Genomic DNA, 16,671 nt, shown 5'->3' with positions numbered 1-16,671 from the left:
ACGGGCATTCACGGGCATGGACGGGCACCCCTGTGACCCCTGGGGTGCCCATGGCTGGACTTAATCTGCTGTTAACTGTGCGTAGCTTGATCGTACTTGACCGTAATCACGTGCGGGCGATTGACTGCTTGCTCACCCGTCGTCGACGCGAGGCAAGCCATTGACTTCTGACCTGCTCGCACCTCTCGACCTGGCTTTCTGGAACATCGAGTCCGCGGAACACCCCATGCACCTGGGCGCCCTCGGCGTCTTCTCGGCCCACTCGCCCGCGGCGGGCGCCCACGCGGCCGATCTGCTCGCCGCGCGCGCGGCGGCGGTGCCGGGGCTGCGGATGCGGATCCGGGACGTCTGGCAGCCGCTGGCCTTCGGGGGTGCGACGCGCGAGCCCGCCCCCGACTTCGACCCCCTGGAGCACGTCCGGCTGCACGCGCCCACCGCCGACTTCCACACCGTCGCCGGGCGGCTCATGGAACGCCCGCTGGAGCGCGGCCGGCCGCCGTGGGAGGCCCATGTGCTGCCGGGGGAGGACGGCTTCTCCTTCGCCGTGCTCTTCAAGTTCCACCACGCCCTGGCCGACGGACTGCGCGCGCTGACCCTGGCCGCCGCCATCCTCGACCCGATGGACATCCCGGCCCGCAAGCCGCGCCCCGAGGAGCCGTCGAAGGGCTTCTTTCCCGATGTGCGCAAGCTGCCGGGGCTCATCAGAGGCACCGTCTCCGACGTGGGCCGCGCCCTCGACATCGGCGCGTCGGTCGCGCTGTCCACCGTCGGGGTGCGCTCGTCGTCGGCACTGACCTCCGAACCGAGCGGAACCCGTCGTACCGCCGGAGTCGTCGTCGACCTCGACGACGTGCACCGCGTCCGCAAGGCCCAGGGCGGCACCGTCAACGACGTCCTCATCGCCGTCGTCGCGGGCGCGCTGCGCCGCTGGCTCGACGAGCGCGGCGACGGGAGCGACGGTGTGGCGCCGCGCGCCCTGATCCCCGTCTCCAAGCGCCGTCCGCGCACCGCGCACCCGCAGGGCAACCGGCTCTCCGGGTACCTGATACGGCTCCCGGTCGACGACCCCGACCCGCTCGCCCGCCTCGACACGGTCCGTACGGCCATGGACCGCAACAAGGACGCCGGACCCAACCGGGGCGCCGGTGCCGTCGCCCTGCTCGCCGACCACGTCCCCGCGCTGGGCCACCGCCTCGGCGGACCGCTGGTGAGCCAGGCCGCCCGCCTCTGGTTCGACATCCTCGTCACCAGCGTCCCGCTGCCCAGCATCGGCCTGAAGCTCGGCGGGAACCCGGTCACGGAGGTCTTCCCGTTCGCGCCGCTGGCCCGCGGCCAGTCCCTGGCGGTGGCCGTCTCCACCTACCGCGGACGCGTCCACTACGGCCTCGTCGCCGACGCCGAGGCCGTCCCGGACCTCGACGTCCTGGCGAGGGCGCTCACCGAGGAGGTCGAGACGCTCATCACCGCCTGCGAGGGTTGACCCTCCGTGTTTTTGGAGGACCGGCCGGGCGCTCCGTAGAATTCCCCGTTCGAAAGCGGACGCGGTCGGAGCGCCGCACGGTGAGCCAAGGAAACGACAGCGCGATGACGGTGACAGAGGACGGCCCGGCGGCCACGGAAGCGGCCGTGGACGGGATCGAGTACGGCCCCGGCATCGACCCCGAGCGGCTCGCCGTCTGCCTCAGCGTGCTCGACGAGCTCGACAAGCTGGAGGTCGACCACCCGGACGCGATCGCCGTGCGCCGTGCCACCGCCGGCGTCTACCGCACCGTCAAGCAGCGCCGCCGCCAGGAGCGCCGGGCCGCCAAGACCGCGCACGACAAGCAGGTCACGGAGGCCACGGCGACCGGCTCCGCCCAGCGCATCGACGACGAGACCGAGGGCATCCTGCCGTCGTCCGTCACCGAGGCCGGGAAGATCGCGGGGATACTCCAGCGCCCCCGCTCCTGCTACACCTGCAAGACCCGGTACGTCGAGGTCGACTACTTCTACCACCAGCTCTGTCCGGACTGCGCCGCGCTCAACCGGGACAAGCGCGACGTCCGCGCCGACCTCACCGGCAAGCGCGCCCTGCTCACCGGCGGCCGAGCCAAGATCGGCATGTACATCGCGCTCAGGCTGCTGCGCGACGGCGCGCACACCACCATCACCACGCGTTTCCCCAAGGACGCCATCCGCCGCTTCAAGGCCATGGACGACTCCGGCGACTGGATGCACCGCCTGGAGGTCGTCGGCATCGACCTGCGCGACCCGGCCCAGGCCGTGGCCCTCGCCGACCAGGTCGCCGAGGCGGGCCCGCTGGACATCCTGATCAACAACGCGACCCAGACCGTACGCCGTCTGCCGTCCGCGTACGCCGCCCTGGTCGAGGGCGAGAGCGCCCCGCTGCCCGCCGGTGAGCTCCCCGCCCACCACGTCATCGGCGCCTTCGGCTCCGGCGCGGTCGACGGCCTCGCCGCCCTGCCGGTCGGGATCTCCGGCCTCGACGCCCAGCAGGTCGCCGACCTCGCGCTCGTCGCGGGCAACGCCAGCGTCGCCCGGCACCTCGACGGCACCGCCATCGATGCGGGCGGCCTGGTCCCGGACGTCGTCGACACCAACACCTGGGTGCAGACCATCGAGCAGATCTCCCCGGTGGAGCTCCTCGAGACCCAGCTGTGCAACTACACGGCCCCGTTCATCCTCATCAGCAAGCTCCGCCCGTCGATGGCGGAGGCCGCGCGCAAGGCCTCCTCGAAGCGCGCGTACGTCGTCAACGTCTCCGCGATGGAGGGCGTCTTCGGCCGCGGCTACAAGGGCGCGGGCCACCCGAACACCAACGCCGCCAAGGCCGCGATGAACATGGTGACGCGCACCAGCGCCCAGGAGATGTTCCAGAGCGACGGCATCCTCATGACCTCCGTCGACACCGGCTGGATCACCGACGAGCGTCCCCACTACGACAAGCTGCGCCTGGCCGAGGAGGGCTTCCACGCCCCGCTGGACCTGGTCGACGGCGCCGCCCGGGTCTACGATCCTGTTGTACGCGGTGAGCAGGGCGAGGACCTGTACGGGGTCTTCCTGAAGGACTACGCACCCGGGAAGTGGTGATCGCCGGCCGTGACGTGTGGCCGGGCGCCCGCCGGGAACCCGGACCCTGGTGAACACCGTGCCAGGAGTCGTCATGGCCAGTACGCACAGCATCGATCCGCGCGCCCTCAGCGATCCGCGCAACCACTACCCGACCGACGCCGAGTTCTACGCGAGCGACCGCCCGGCCCACCCCGTCCTCCCCGAGGACCGGCCCCGCGGCGGTCCCAGCGAACGGATCAGGCATCCGTGGACCTGGAGCTCGGTCGCGCTCATCGTCTTCTTCTTCCTGATCGTCTTCATGGGCATCGCGCTGTTCCCGTGACGGTCAGGAACCAGGCGGCACGCAAGACCGCCATACGGTCATGAGTCGGGCGGCGCGTACGAGCGCAGCCGGTCGTGGACGGCGTACCCGCCCGGCCGCGCCGCCCTGACGCGCGTCCCGCCGTCCACCAGCAGATCAGCGCCCGTGATCCACCCGGCCTCCTCAGAGGCCAGCCATACGACGGCCCGCGCCACGTCCGCCGGCTCCCCGATCCGCCCGAGCGGCAGCCCCGCGGCGACCTCCTCCTCACGCGGCTCCCATACGAAACGGGCCATCTCCGTGCGGACGAGGCCGGGGGAGACGGAGTTGACCCGCACCCGGGGAGCCAGTTCGCCGGCGAGCTGCCGGGTGAGGTGCAGCAGGGCCGCCTTGGACGTGCCGTAGGCGCCGATGTTCGGGCCCGGATGGGTCGCGCCCTCCGTGCAGATGTTGACCACCGAGCCGCCGTGCTCCCGCATCCAGGCCCGCCAGGCGTGCTGCACGAGCCGCAGCGGCGCCTCGACGTTCACCGTGAACGCCGCGCGCCACGCGTCCGGATCGGCGTCCATGAGCGGGCCGTACGGCTGGTTGGTCGCCGCGTTGTTGACGACGACGTCGACCCGGCCGAACGCGCCCATGGTGCGCCGGACGACCTCCTCCAGGTGCGCCGGATCCCCCACACTCCCCGCCACGCCGATGCCGCCCAGCTCGGTGGCGGCCCGCCGCACCTCCGCCGTGTCCCGCGCGGTCACGCACACCCGCGCGCCTGCCGACACCAGCCGCTCGGCGACCGCCCGCCCGATGCCCCGGGTGCCGCCGGTGACGATCGCGGCCCTGCCCTGAAGGCCGTCCCTGAGTCCGTCCTCGCGTCCGTCATCTGATCCGTACGGCGATGTCATCGGCGTACCGTCTCATGACGGACCGTCAGTCGACAGCCCCGAGACGCGAGTGCCGTTCCGCGACGAGTTCCAGGACCGTGCGCCAGTCCTCCAGGACGCCGGCGTCGAAGGCCGCGGTCCGGCTCTCCTCGTCCGCGAGCCGCAGCCGCAGCAGGTCGTCGTCGCCGACGGGGCCGTGACGGCGTACGAGGTGGTAGACGCGCTCGCCCAGCAGCGGGCGGACGGCCTCGGCCGCGCGTTCGGAGCGGGCGGCCTCGTCGCCGGGGCCCAGCAGCCGGCCGATGTCCTGCACCAGCCCGGCCACCTGGAGTTCCTTGTCGGCGGGGCGGCCGCGGCGCAGGAGCGCGGCGGTGCGCAGCGCGTGTTGATCACGGCAGGCGTACAGCAGATCCATCAGCTCCTCGACACTGCGCAGCTCCATGCGTCAGTCCTCCCGCCGGACAAGCCGTTGCCGTCCGTCAGCAGATCATGGCCGCCTTGCGATTCGGCCAACGGGACTTGAACTGCGCGACCGGGGTCCGTCGAAGGCACGGCCGCACGTGTAGGCCGAACGAGTGACTTTCCCTACGGGGCATCAGATGGCAAACCGGTGCATAACAGGACCGAGTGCACACGGGTGACTTGTGAAAGTTACCCCTTGTTTTCAGCCCCATCGAGCGGGCCCCCGCTCATTTGGTTAATCTGTAGCGGACGGACAGCAGTACGGGGTCCCACCCACACCCACGGTCCGTCCCGGGGCAAGCCGATCACCACGGCCGGTCTCACCAGAGTTACCGGCGCCACCGCGTCCGAACTGCTTTCGACTCAGACCCGAGCGGGCGTCCGGCGACAGATCGCACACTGACCGGTATGCCCCGAGGGTGACCCGACACATAAGGAGTGCGCGGTGACACCGGAGAAGACGAATCGCGATCAACGGCCCAAGGAACGCCCGGAGCGTGCCGGCCGACGGCCCGGACAGCTCGGCAGCCTCGATGTGTGGGCCCGCTCGGCCCCCATCCGCCTGGCCGGCTACGAGGACGACCTCGCCGAGCCCCACATCCTGCCCAGCGTCGACTGACCCTTCGCGATCGCCGACGGCATGGGCGTGCCGGAGTCACGCCCATGGCTGTCGAAGCAACCGCGGCCGAGAGTCGGCCGCGGTTTCTGTGCGTACGACTTGGTTCTCCGCCGTGCGGCTCAGTCCAGAGGCGCTGTCCGCTGCCACGGACGCAGCTTCTCCAGCCGCTCCGCCACCTCCAGCAGCAACGCCTCCGAGCCGGGCCGTCCCACCAGCTGTACGGCGCTGGGGGCGCCGGAGGGCAGCGTGCCGAAGGGGACGGCCATCGCGGGCCAGCCGGTGAGGTTCCAGGGCGGGGTGAGCGGCGAGTAGTTGGTGTTGGCCAGCACGTTGCGGAGCCAGCCCCGCTCGTGCCACGGCACCGACTTGGGGGAGCGGCGGGCCAGCGCGGGGGTGAGCAGGACGTCGTACTCCTCGAAGAACGGCTCCAGACGGCGGCGCAGTTCCTCGCGGCTCTGGCCGGTGCGCACGCTCTTCACGAAGCGGCGGCCCACCGCCGCGTGGACGCGGGTGCGGCGGGTCAGCAGGCGCGGGTCCAGTCCTTGGGCGTCCTCCGAGGTCCCCGCGGTCCAGTGGGCGAGCGACGTGAAGCTCAGCGACAGCGGGTAGGGCGGGTCGGCGCGGCGCACCTGGTGGCCGGACTTCATGAGGACCTCGGCGGCGTCCCGGGCGGCGGTCGTATACGGCTTGGTGACCGCGATGCCGGCGATCGGGCTGCGCAGTGACACGGCGACCTTGCGCATGCCGGCCTCCGACGGCGGGGCGAACGCGGAGTCGGCCAGGATGCCGAGCATCAGGCGCGCGTCCTCGACCGTGGTGGCCAGCGGGCCGTTCTCGGACATGCCGAACCAGTCGCCGTCGCTCACGCCCGCCGGGACCACCCCGTGGCCTGGCTTGATGGTGACGAGGCCGCAGTTGGCCGCCGGGATGCGCAGCGAGCCCATGCCGTCGTTGCCCAGCGCGATGGGCACAAGGCCCGCCGCGACGGCGGCCGCGCTGCCGCCCGAGGAGCCGCCCGCCGTGCGCGAGGTGTCCCACGGGTTGCGGGCCGTGCCGTGCACGCCCTCGGTCGTACCGAAGACGCACAGCTCCGGCACGTTCGTCAGACCCACGACCACCGCGCCCGCGGCCCGCAGCCGGGCCACCGTGACATGGTCCTCGGCCGAGGGGGTGTCCGGCGTGGCCGCCGAGCCGATGCGCTTGGACTCGCCGCGCACGGCCAGGTTGTCCTTGACGGCGATCGGCACGCCGGCCAGCGGCAGTTCGGCCAGGTCGGTGCGGGCGCCCACCTCGTCGGCCTCGGCGAGCGCCGCCTCGGCCCGCACCGTCCGGAAGGCCCCTACGCGGCCGTCCAGCCGCTCGATCCGGGCGAGGTGCTCGGCCACCACTTCGCGGGGCGTGGTCCGCTTCTCCTGCACGGCGGCGGCGATCTCGGCGGCGGTGCGGCCGATCCAGCTGGTCACGGGGCGCTCCTCGGGGGTACTGGCGAGTACGTAGGAGAACTGTGCCTCTGCTCGGGCCGCACGTCGAGAGGGGGCCGGGGTTCGGTCGTGGCGCGGGCCGGCCTTGGACATTCGCGCCGGTGTTGTTGGACTTTTCGCGACCGGGTCATCACAGAACCCCAGGTCATCCGATCACTGGCCCAACTCGGCTGAATTCTCGTCCCATTGACAGCACCTGAGGGCCGCCCAATCATCAATCATCCGATGAATGGGAGTCACCCCGTGAGTACGTTCCTCAGACGTCAGGTCCTGGGTGTCGCCGCCGCGCTGGCTCTGGTCCTGGCCCCGGTCCTGACCCCGGTCCCGGCGGCCGCCCAGGAGGCCGCGGCGGCCCCGGTCACCGTACCCGCGCTGGCCGACTGGACGGCGGAGTCCGGCAGTTACCGCTACGGCTCCGGCACCCGTCTCGTGGCCGACAGCCCGGCCGAGGTCCGGGTCGCCGACACCCTCGCCGAGGATCTCCGGGCGGCCGGGCACGGCACCGTGCCGGTGGTCGCGGGCGGGGCGCGCGGCGGAGACATCGTTGTCGACATCCAGCCGTCCCGGGCGTCGCTCGGCGACGAGGGCTACGAACTCCGCGCGGGCCGACGGCTGTCGGTGACCGGCGCCACCGAGACCGGCGCCTTCTACGGCACCCGGACCCTCCTCCAGCTCCTCGCCCAGGGCGACCGGATCCCCGCCGGACACACGGTCGACGTACCGCGCTACAAGGAACGCGGCGTCGGCGTCTGCGCCTGCTACATCCACGTCTCCCTGCCCTGGCTGGAGAACCTCGTCCGGGAGATGGCATACAACAAGCTCAACCAGCTGCTCCTCGAACTGAAGGTGAAGAGCGACGCCCATCCCGAGGCCGACACCTGGGGCTACTACACCAAGGACGAGATACGCCGGCTCGTCGCCCTCGGTGAGAAGTACCACGTCGAGATCATCCCCGAGATCAACTCCCCGGGGCACATGGACCCTTGGATCGAGAACCGCCCGGACCTCCAGCTCACCGACTCCGACGGGAACAAGCAGACCGCGCGGCTCGACATCACCCAGCCCGCCGCCTTCGACTACTACACGAGCCTGATCGACGAATACGCCCAGGTCTTCAAGGCCCCGGCCTGGCACATGGGCGCCGACGAGTACATGCTCGGCTCCGACTTCGCCAAGTATCCGCAGATCCTCAAGTACGCCCAGGACAAGTACGGTTCGGCCGCCACTCCGCAGGACGCCTTCATCGACTTCGTCAACCGCGTCCACGCCTACGCGGCGGGCAAGGGCAAGCGGCTGCGCATCTGGAACGACGGACTCACCGGCGCCAACACCGTCCCGGTGACGGCGGGCACGACGGTCGAGCACTGGCTGAACGTGACGACGAAGCCCAGACAACTCATCGCCCAGGGCTACCCGTTGATGAACGCCTCCTACTCCCTCTACCTCATCCGCGGCGGCTTCCACAGCGACACCGAGGGCCTGTACGACCAGAGTTGGGACCCGCGCAGTTTCGAGGGCGAGAAGCTCACCTCGTCCACCGGCATCACCGGCGCCAAGATCAGCCTCTGGCCCGACAACGGACGCGGCGAGACCGAGAACGAGGTCGCCGTCCGGCTCTGGCCCGCCCTGCGCCACCTCGCCCAGGCCACCTGGGGCGACCCGCACCCGGACGCCACCTACTCCGAGTTCACCGCACGCGGCACGGCCGTCGGGCACGCGCCGGGATGGCGGGACCTGACCAAGCCGCCGGTGACGGACGGGACGTACACCTTCCAGGCGGACGGCGTGTCCTTCACCGCCGACGTGGCCCGCACCCCGGACGGTTATGTGACGCTGCGCGGCCCGGCCGGCTGCCTCGCGGTGAGCGGCGGCAAGCTCACGCTCAACGTGCCGCTCCAGCCCGGGGTCGAGGCGACCTGGGACACCTGCGGCGCCTCGAACACCCTTCAGCGCTGGGAGTTGCGGCCCGCGGCCGACGGATACCACCTCGTCAACGTCATCACCCAGATGGCGATGAGCGTCACCGACGGCCGGATCGTCCAGTACCCGCCCGACCGACACCAGCCCGCCGTATGGCACTTGAACCATGGCATTTGATCTGAGGAGCCTCGCCGCCATGACCGTCTCCAGACGCACCTTCGTCGCCGGCTCGGTCTCCGCGCTGCTCGCGACCGGCCTCACCTCGACGACCGCCCAGGGAGCCCCACTCCCGGCCGAACCCCTCTACCGCATCCCCGTCAGCCCCGACGACACGGCCGACGACCTCGTCCGCAAGGCCTCCCAAGTCCGGCCCACCGCACGGCAGATCGCCTGGCAGGCCCTGGAGCGCACCGCGTTCCTGCACTTCGGCGTCAACACGTTCACCGGCCTGGAGTGGGGCACCGGCGACGAGGACCCGGACGTCTTCCAGCCGACCGGCCTCGACACCGACCAATGGGCCGAAGCCCTGCGCGACGGCGGCTTCAAGCTCGCCATCCTCACCGTCAAGCACCACGACGGCTTCGTGCTCTACCCCTCCCGCTACTCCGACCACACGGTGGCGTCCAGCAGTTGGCGGGGCGGCCAGGGCGACGTACTGCGCGCCTTCGCCGACTCCATGCGCCGGTACGGCATCAAGGTCGGCGTCTACATCTCGCCCGCCGACGAGAACCAGTACCTCGACGGCGTCTACGCCAACGGCAGCGCCCGCTCGACGCGCACCATCCCCACCCTCGTCGAGGGCGACGACCGCACACCCCCGCGGACGTACACGCTGGATGCCACCGACTACGGCGCCCACATGCTCAACCAGCTCTACGAGGTCCTCACCGAGTACGGCCGGATCGACGAGGTGTGGTTCGACGGCGCCCAGGGCCGGATCCCGTCGGACAAGGTGGAGAACTACGACTGGGACAGCTGGTACACCCTGGTGCGGGACCTCGCCCCGGACGCGGCGATCGCCGTCACCGGACCCGACCTGCGCTGGGTCGGCAACGAGAGCGGGCTGGCGCGCGAGGACGAGTGGAGCGTCGTCCCCGTCAAGGAGAACCAGTACGGGCGCACCGACTGGGCGTTGTCGTACGACACCCCCGATGAGGGCAGCCGCGCCGCGCTGGTGCGGGCGCAGCCGAACACGGACTATGTGCAGTGGTGGCCCGCGGAGTGCGATGTGTCCATCCGGGACGGCTGGTTCTACCACGCCGACCAACAGCCCAAGAGCGTCGACCAGTTGACGGAGATCTACTTCGGGTCCGTCGGCCGCAACTCGGTCCTCCTGCTCAACATCCCGCCGGACACGGACGGGTTGCTGCCCGCGGCGGACGTGACCCGGCTGCGCGAGTTCCGGGAGCGGATCGACCGGGAGATGCCCGAGGATCTCGCGCAGGGTGCCCGTACGACCGTCGCGCCGGGCCTGGTGACCGTCGACCTCGGCACGGTCCGTGAGGTGGACCGGATCCGGCTGGCGGAGGACATCCGCCACGGCCAGCAGATCGAGAGCTTCGTGGTGGAGGCGTACCGCGACGGGGCCTGGAACGAGGTCACCGCGGCCGGCACGGTCGGCGCGAGCCGCATCCTGCTGCTGCCGGGCGCGGTGCGGGCCAGACGGTGGCGGGTGCGGGTCACCGCGGCCCGGAGCACGGTGCGGATATCGCGATTCAGCATGTACAGGTCGCGGATCTGAGGGCAGGCGGACGGTGCGGTCATCAGGGCGTCGACGACCTGGTGGCCGCGTCCGCGCGCCAGGCCGGTACCACGCCGGATCGGCGTCGGTCCGCCGCGGCGCAGGTTGGGACGCCAACGAGCCCCGCGACCGGGCGCACGTGACCTCGGCCCTGGCGGGCGCCCGCCGCGTGCGATCGGTGACGCGGTGCGCGAGGGCCGGCGGATCAATCTGCCCGAGCGGCGCCTGACGGGGTCGGACGAGGTCGCCCCGCTGGTGACGGTCGGCCGGGACGCGGTGGTGATCGCGGCGGTCAAGCCGGCCGACGACGGCAGCGGCGATGTGGTGGTGCGGCTCGCTCCGACTGCGTCCCTTCCAGCTGATGACGCTGAGGTTCAGGGCACAATCACGCCCGTGACCATCACCGCGCGAGAACTGAACCGCGCCACGCTCGCCCGACAGCTGCTCCTGCGCCGGGAGCCGCTGTCGGTCGGCGACGCCACGAAGCGCGTCCTCGCCCTCCAGGCGCAGCAGCCCGCGTCGCCGTACCTCGCGCTGTGGAACCGCGTCGACGGCTTCGACCCCGCCGACCTGGACGCCGCCTTCACCGACCGCACCTTGGTGAAGGCGACCCTGCTCCGGATCACCCTGCACGCGGTCCACTCCGACGACTACCGCATGCTCCGGGAGGCGATGCGCCCCACCCTGCACGCCTCCCGCCTCGGCTACCGCTTCGCCGCCGCCGGCCTCACCCCGGCGGACGCGGCCCAACTGGAGCCGGGGCTCCTGGAGTTCGCCGCGCACCCCCGGTCGAACGGCGACATGACGTCGTGGCTCGCCGAGCGGGTGGGCGAGGAGAAGAAGGACGGGGCGTGGTGGGGGCTGCGGTCGTACACACCGCTGACGCATGTCCCGACGGGCGGCCCATGGTCGTTCGAGTACTCACCCGCGTACGTGGCATCGCCCGAGGGCAGCTTCGCGGCTGAGCCCGACGAATCGGCGTTGCGGGCGCTCGCTCTGCGGTATCTGGAGGCGTACGGGCCGGCGTCGATCGCGGACGTGGCGCAGTTCGCGACGGTGCAACGGGCGCGGGTCAAGAAGGCATTGCGCGAACTCGGTGCGGCAGTGGAAGAACTGGAAGGCCCGGACGGCACGACGCTCTACGACATCCCCGGCGCCCCACGCCCACCCGCCGACACCCCGGCCCCGCCCCGCCTGCTGCCGATGTGGGACAGCGTGTTGCTCGCCTACGCCGACCGCAGCCGCGTGATCCCGCCCGACTATCGCCGTCTGGTGACCCGCAACAACGGGGACGTACTGCCGACGCTGCTGGTGGACGGCTACGTGGCCGGCGTGTGGCGCCCGGTGGAGGGAGGCATCGAGGCAACGGCCTTCCATGACCTGTCGGACGAGGCGTGGAAGGGCCTGGCGAAGGAGGCTCGGGCACTGGGCACGCTACTGGCGAACCGTGAACCGACGGTCTACAGCCGGTACGGCCATTGGTGGAGCAAGTTGCCGGAAGTAGAGGCAAGGAGGCTGCACTTCTAAGTGCCGGGCGGTTCAGCGCCGCTTCTCTTAGGGGCGCGGGGAACTGCGCGACCAGCCCCCACCGGCCCGCACCCGACTCACCACCCCTCCTCCAACGCACTACGCAACCACTGCTCAACCTCCCCCACATGCGCCGCCGCAGCCGCCCGAGCCGCTTCCGGATCCCGCCCCACCAGCGCCCGATGAATCGCCGCATGCTCCCGCCGGGTCCGCTCGAACGCCCCCTCCTCCTGATACCCCCGCCACACCCGAGCCCGGAAGGTGCGCGACGACAACCCCTCCAGGATCGCGGCCATCGTGTCGTTCCCCGCGGCCGCCACGATCTCCCGATGGAACGCGAGGTCGTGGGCGAGGATCTCCTCGGGATCGTCCGTGGCGTTCATGGCCGTCAGATGCTCCTCGACCTCGGCCAGCTGATCCGGAGTGATCCGGGCCGCCGCCATGGCCGTCGCCGTCGACTCCAGAATGCGCCGCACCTCAAGCAGCTCCACGAGCTGAGGCCCCCGGGACAGATCGGCGACCACACCGAACGTCTCCAGCAGATCCCCCGCCTCCAGCTGCGTGACGTAGATCCCCGACCCGTGCCGGGCCTCCAGCACCCCCAGCACGGTGAGCGCGCGGATCGCCTCCCGCATGGAGCTGCGCGAGATCCCGAGCTGCACCGCGAGGTCCCGCTCGGTCGGCAGCCGCTGCCCCGGTTCCAGGCGCCCCTCGCCGATCATCGCCTTGATCTGCTCGATGGCGCGCTGGGTCACGGTGCCCTTCTGCGGGGCTGTCTCGTGCGGGGCTGTCTCGTCCACGCCGTTCCTCCACTCACCGCTCACCGGGTGGCCGAAGTCTAGCCACGGATGTGGTCGGACCACTACAGCCCAAACTCGCGGAAAATCCGCGCTGGAGGGTGTTCTTCCGGTCGAGTGGTCTGATAAGTATGCGGGCATCTGCTCGAACACGCTCAACGAGGAGCCGTGAGATGCCCGTCAGGACAGTGGGAAAGCGGAACAGGTTTCGGATGGTCGGCGCGGTGGCGGTCACCGCGGCCGTCTCCCTCGCGCTGACCGCGTGCGGAAGTACGAAGGACAGCGCCGGATCGGCCGGCGGTGGGGGAGGGGACGGCAGCGGGAAGGTCGGGGTGATCCTGCCCCTGCTGACCTCGCCGTTCTGGCAGTCGTACAACGACTACGTCCCGAAGATGGCGAAGTCCGAAGGCGTGGACGCGCTGAAGACGGTCAACTCCAACAGTGACCCGTCCCAGCAGATCACCGACATCAACAACCAGCTCAACCAGGGCGTCGAGGGCCTGGTCGTCGCCCCGCTGGACAGCGCCGCCATCGAGGCGGGCCTGGACCAGGCCGAACGTAAGGGAGTGCCCGTGGTCGCGGTCGACGTGGCGCCCGACAAGGGCAAGGTCGCCATGGTCGTACGGGCGAACAACGTGGCGTACGGGGAGAAGGCCTGCGACTACCTCGGCAAGCACATCACCAGCGGCAAGGTCGTACAGATCATGGGCGACCTCGCCTCGGTCAACGGCCGGGACCGCTCGGAGGCGTTCCGCGCCTGTGCGAAGAAGAACTTCCCCAAGCTGAAGGTGCTGGAGATCCCCGCGAAGTGGGAGTCGGACACCGCGGCCTCCAAGCTGGACACCCTCCTCAACGCCAACCCCGACATCAAGGGCATCTACCTGCAGGCCGGCGGCGTCTACCTCGCGCCGACGCTCCAGACGCTGAAGTCGAAGGGGATGCTGAAGACGGTCGGCCAGGCCGGCCACATCGCGATCGTCTCCAACGACGGCATCCCGCAGGAGTACGACGCCATCCGCAAGGGCCAGATCGACGCCACCGTCTCCCAACCGGCGGACCTGTACGCCAAGTACGGCATGTACTACATCAAGGCGGCGATGAAGGGGGAGACCTTCAAGCCCGGTCCGACGGACCACGACTCCACGATCGTCAAGCTGCCCAGCGGCATCCTGGAGGACCAGCTCCCGGCGCCCCTGGTCACCAAGGACAACGTCGACGACCCCGCGCTCTGGGGCAACACGGTCAAATGACGACGGCACTCGTTGAAGCGCACGGCATCGTCAAGCGCTATGGCCCCACCACCGCCCTCGCCGACGGCAGGCTCACCGTCCTGCCTGGCGAGTCCCATGCCCTCGTCGGCCGCAACGGCGCCGGCAAGTCGACCCTGGTCACCGTGCTCACCGGCCTCCAGGCGCCCGACGAGGGCGAGGTCCGCTTCGACGGCGAGCCCGCGCCCGCGCTCGCCGACCGGGACGCCTGGCGCCGCAAGGTCGCCTGCGTCTACCAGAAGCCGACCCTCGTCCCGGAACTGACGGTTGCCGAGAATCTCTTCATCGCCGAAATCCACGCTGCCAGATCAACACGCGTGAACCGCAAGGTCGGCCGGGGGTCCGGGGGTTGTCCCCCGGGGAAACGCAGCATCAACCGCCAGCCCCTCAAGGGCCGTTTCATCAGCTGGCGCCGGCTGCGGGAGGAGGCCGCCGAGCTCCTCGACACCTGGGACGTGCGTGTCGACCCGGAGGCCCGCACCGCCGACCTCAAGGTCGAGGACCGTCAAATGGTGGAGATCGCACGGGCGTTGAGCTTCGGCGCCCGCTTCATCGTCCTCGACGAACCGACCGCCCAGCTCGACAACCGGGAGATCGAGCGCCTCTTCACCCGTATGCGGGCCCTCCAGGAGAACGGCGTCACCTTCCTCTTCATCTCCCACCACCTCCAGGAGGTCTACGAGGTCTGCCAGACCGTCACCGTCCTGCGCGACGCCCGCTGGATCGTCACCGCGCCCGTGGCCGACATGCCCCGCGCGTCCCTGGTCGAGGCGATGGCGGGCGAGACCATCGCCGAACAGGCCGTACAGCTCGGGGACGTCGACCGCGCCGCCCCCGTCGTCCTGGAGGCCCGCGGCCTCACCTCCGACGCCTACCAGGACGTCGACCTGACCGTCCGCCGCGGTGAGGTCGTCGGCCTCGCCGGCATCAGCGGCAGCGGCAAGATCGAGCTCGCCGAGTCCTTCACGGGACTGCACACGCCCACCAGCGGAACCGCCCGACTGGACGGCGAGCGGCTCCCGTTCGGGGATGTGCGCACGTCCCTGGAGGCGGGCGTCGGCTGTGTCCCGCGCGACCGGCACGGACAGGGCCTGGTCTTCGGCATGACCATCGGTGACAACGCCACCATGACCGTCCTCGACCGGCTCGGCCGCTTCGGCTTCGTCGGCAGCGACCGCAAACGCGGCTTCGCCACCGAGCTGATCGAACGCCTCGACATCCACACCGAGGGCCCCGACCAGCCCGTCTCCGACCTCTCCGGCGGCAACGCGCAGAAGGTCGTCATGGCCCGCGCCCTCGCCTCCGACCCCCGGCTCCTGGTCCTCATCAACCCCACCGCGGGCGTCGACGTGAAGTCCAAGGAGTCCCTGCTGGCCCGCGTCGACACCGCCCGCGAGGACGGGACCGCCGTACTGGTCGTCTCCGACGAACTCGACGACCTGCGCCGCTGCGACCGCGTCCTCGTCCTCTTCCACGGCCGTGTCGTCGCCGAGCACCCGGCGGGCTGGCGCGACCACGAGCTGATCGCCTCCATCGAAGGAGTGGACCATGGCTGACACCAAGGCGGCCCGGCCGCTCGCGCCCGTACGAGCCCTGGCCCCCCGCTCGGCCCGTACGGTCCTGCTGCGCCGAGCCCGCGAACTCGCCCTCGTCCCCGCCCTGTTGGTGCTCATGGTGCTGGGCGCGATCGTCAACGACTCGTTCCTCACCGAGCGCAACCTGATCTCGATCCTCGGCGCCTCCGCCGCCCTCGCGATGGTCGTGCTGGCCGAGTCGCTGGTCCTGATCACCGGCAAGTTCGATCTGTCCCTGGAGTCGGTCGTCGGTATCGCTCCGGCGGTGGGCGCGCTGCTCGTCCTGCCCGCCGCCCAGTCCGGCTGGGGCACCGAACTCCCGCCCGGACTGGCCCTGTTCGCGGTCCTGCTCGTGGGCGCGGCCGTCGGCGCCTTCAACGGCGTCCTCGTCGTCAAGTTCAAGCTCAACGCGTTCATCGTCACGCTCGCGATGCTGATTGTGCTGCGTGGACTCCTCGTCGGCGCGACCAAGGGCAAGACCCTGTTCGGGATGCCCGACAGCTTCTACTCCCTGGCCACCACCACCTTCCTCACCGTCCCGATGTCCGTGTGGGTCGCGGCGGTCGCCTTCGCGATCGCCGGGCTCGTCCTCAAGTACCACCGCGTCGGCCGCGCCCTGTACGCCATCGGCGGCAACGCGGACGCGGCCCGCGCCGCCGGTATCCGCGTCGAGCGCGTGATGCTCGGCGTGTTCGTCGTCGCCGGCACCCTGGCCGCGGTCGGCGGGATCATGCAGACCGGGTACGTGGGCGCGATCAGCGCCAACCAGGGCAACAACATGATCTTCACCGTGTTCGCGGCCGCGGTGATCGGCGGCATCAGCCTCGACGGCGGCAAGGGCACCATGTTCGGTGCCCTGACCGGCGTACTCCTGCTCGGCGTCGTCCAGAACCTGCTCACGCTCGCCCAGGTGCCGTCCTTCTGGATCCAGGCCATCTACGGCGGAATCATCCTGCTCGCACTGATCATCGCCCGTGTGACGACCGGCCGAGCCCAGGACTGACCCCGCGCTCACCCCGCCCCCGACCGAA

At 70.8% G+C, this 16,671-nt stretch carries 14 protein-coding genes; 10 read left to right on the top strand and 4 right to left on the bottom strand.

What is annotated here, in order from left to right; genetic code table 11:
* The first annotated feature begins 160 nt into the window (after positions 1 to 160).
* The 3 genes from ABZ928_RS06130 to ABZ928_RS06120 all read left to right on the top strand — a co-directional run bounded on the left by ABZ928_RS06130 (position 161) and on the right by ABZ928_RS06120 (position 3,394).
* Positions 161 to 1,480, top strand: a complete 1,320-nt coding sequence (locus ABZ928_RS06130) for a wax ester/triacylglycerol synthase family O-acyltransferase (protein ID WP_361515314.1) — start codon at positions 161 to 163, stop codon at positions 1,478 to 1,480.
* Between the two features lie 104 nt (positions 1,481 to 1,584).
* On the top strand, positions 1,585 to 3,090 hold the full coding sequence (locus ABZ928_RS06125; RefSeq protein WP_361515313.1) for an SDR family NAD(P)-dependent oxidoreductase: 1,506 nt from the start codon (positions 1,585 to 1,587) through the stop codon (positions 3,088 to 3,090).
* Positions 3,091 to 3,163: 73 nt separating this feature from the next.
* Positions 3,164 to 3,394, top strand: coding sequence for a hypothetical protein (locus ABZ928_RS06120; RefSeq protein WP_361515312.1), 231 nt, complete (start codon positions 3,164 to 3,166; stop codon positions 3,392 to 3,394).
* Between the two features lie 38 nt (positions 3,395 to 3,432).
* On the opposite strand, the gene ABZ928_RS06115 is transcribed toward ABZ928_RS06120, so the two are convergent.
* Positions 3,433 to 4,272, bottom strand: a complete 840-nt coding sequence (locus ABZ928_RS06115) for an SDR family oxidoreductase (protein ID WP_361515311.1) — start codon at positions 4,270 to 4,272, stop codon at positions 3,433 to 3,435.
* Positions 4,273 to 4,297: 25 nt separating this feature from the next.
* On the bottom strand, positions 4,298 to 4,693 hold the full coding sequence (locus ABZ928_RS06110; RefSeq protein WP_361515310.1) for a hypothetical protein: 396 nt from the start codon (positions 4,691 to 4,693) through the stop codon (positions 4,298 to 4,300).
* Positions 4,694 to 5,158: 465 nt separating this feature from the next.
* Between ABZ928_RS06110 and ABZ928_RS06105 the strand changes: the two genes are divergently transcribed.
* On the top strand, positions 5,159 to 5,332 hold the full coding sequence (locus tag ABZ928_RS06105) for a hypothetical protein (RefSeq protein ID WP_107080540.1): 174 nt from the start codon (positions 5,159 to 5,161) through the stop codon (positions 5,330 to 5,332).
* A 119-nt stretch (positions 5,333 to 5,451) separates the two neighbouring features.
* On the opposite strand, the gene ABZ928_RS06100 is transcribed toward ABZ928_RS06105, so the two are convergent.
* On the bottom strand, positions 5,452 to 6,795 hold the full coding sequence (locus ABZ928_RS06100) for an amidase family protein (protein WP_361515309.1): 1,344 nt from the start codon (positions 6,793 to 6,795) through the stop codon (positions 5,452 to 5,454).
* Between the two features lie 261 nt (positions 6,796 to 7,056).
* Between ABZ928_RS06100 and ABZ928_RS06095 the strand changes: the two genes are divergently transcribed.
* The 3 genes from ABZ928_RS06095 (at position 7,057) to ABZ928_RS06085 (ending at position 12,001) form a co-directional block, all read left to right on the top strand.
* Positions 7,057 to 8,910 carry a family 20 glycosylhydrolase gene (locus tag ABZ928_RS06095; protein ID WP_361515308.1) on the top strand — a complete coding sequence of 618 codons (1,854 nt, stop codon included), beginning with the start codon at positions 7,057 to 7,059 and terminating at the stop codon, positions 8,908 to 8,910.
* Between the two features lie 19 nt (positions 8,911 to 8,929).
* Complete coding sequence (locus tag ABZ928_RS06090; protein WP_361515307.1) at positions 8,930 to 10,474, top strand: alpha-L-fucosidase; 1,545 nt, start codon at positions 8,930 to 8,932, stop codon at positions 10,472 to 10,474.
* Between the two features lie 393 nt (positions 10,475 to 10,867).
* On the top strand, positions 10,868 to 12,001 hold the full coding sequence (locus ABZ928_RS06085) for a winged helix DNA-binding domain-containing protein (RefSeq protein WP_361516133.1): 1,134 nt from the start codon (positions 10,868 to 10,870) through the stop codon (positions 11,999 to 12,001).
* Between the two features lie 77 nt (positions 12,002 to 12,078).
* Here the strand turns inward: ABZ928_RS06085 and ABZ928_RS06080 are convergent, their stop codons facing one another.
* On the bottom strand, positions 12,079 to 12,801 hold the full coding sequence (locus ABZ928_RS06080) for a FadR/GntR family transcriptional regulator (RefSeq protein ID WP_361515306.1): 723 nt from the start codon (positions 12,799 to 12,801) through the stop codon (positions 12,079 to 12,081).
* 170 nt (positions 12,802 to 12,971) lie between these two features.
* Here ABZ928_RS06080 and ABZ928_RS06075 point away from each other — a divergent pair, with 170 nt between their 5' ends.
* Genes ABZ928_RS06075 through ABZ928_RS06065 form a run of 3 tightly spaced genes read left to right on the top strand, consistent with a single transcriptional unit; the run spans position 12,972 to position 16,643 of the window.
* Positions 12,972 to 14,048 carry a sugar ABC transporter substrate-binding protein gene (locus tag ABZ928_RS06075; protein ID WP_361515305.1) on the top strand — a complete coding sequence of 359 codons (1,077 nt, stop codon included), beginning with the start codon at positions 12,972 to 12,974 and terminating at the stop codon, positions 14,046 to 14,048.
* A complete protein-coding gene (locus tag ABZ928_RS06070; protein ID WP_361515304.1) occupies positions 14,045 to 15,622 on the top strand; it encodes a sugar ABC transporter ATP-binding protein in 1,578 nt (525 codons plus the stop codon). Before ABZ928_RS06075 ends, ABZ928_RS06070 begins: the two co-directional genes overlap by 4 nt.
* A complete protein-coding gene (locus ABZ928_RS06065) occupies positions 15,615 to 16,643 on the top strand; it encodes an ABC transporter permease (RefSeq protein WP_361515303.1) in 1,029 nt (342 codons plus the stop codon). Before ABZ928_RS06070 ends, ABZ928_RS06065 begins: the two co-directional genes overlap by 8 nt.
* Positions 16,644 to 16,671: the final 28 nt, after the last annotated feature.

The sequence above is a fragment of the Streptomyces sp. NPDC046909 genome, assembly GCF_040644695.1.
Taxonomy (GTDB): Bacteria; Actinomycetota; Actinomycetes; order Streptomycetales; family Streptomycetaceae; genus Streptomyces.
Note: the sequence above shows the minus strand (reverse complement) of the source record. Positions and strands in the feature narration are given on the sequence as shown.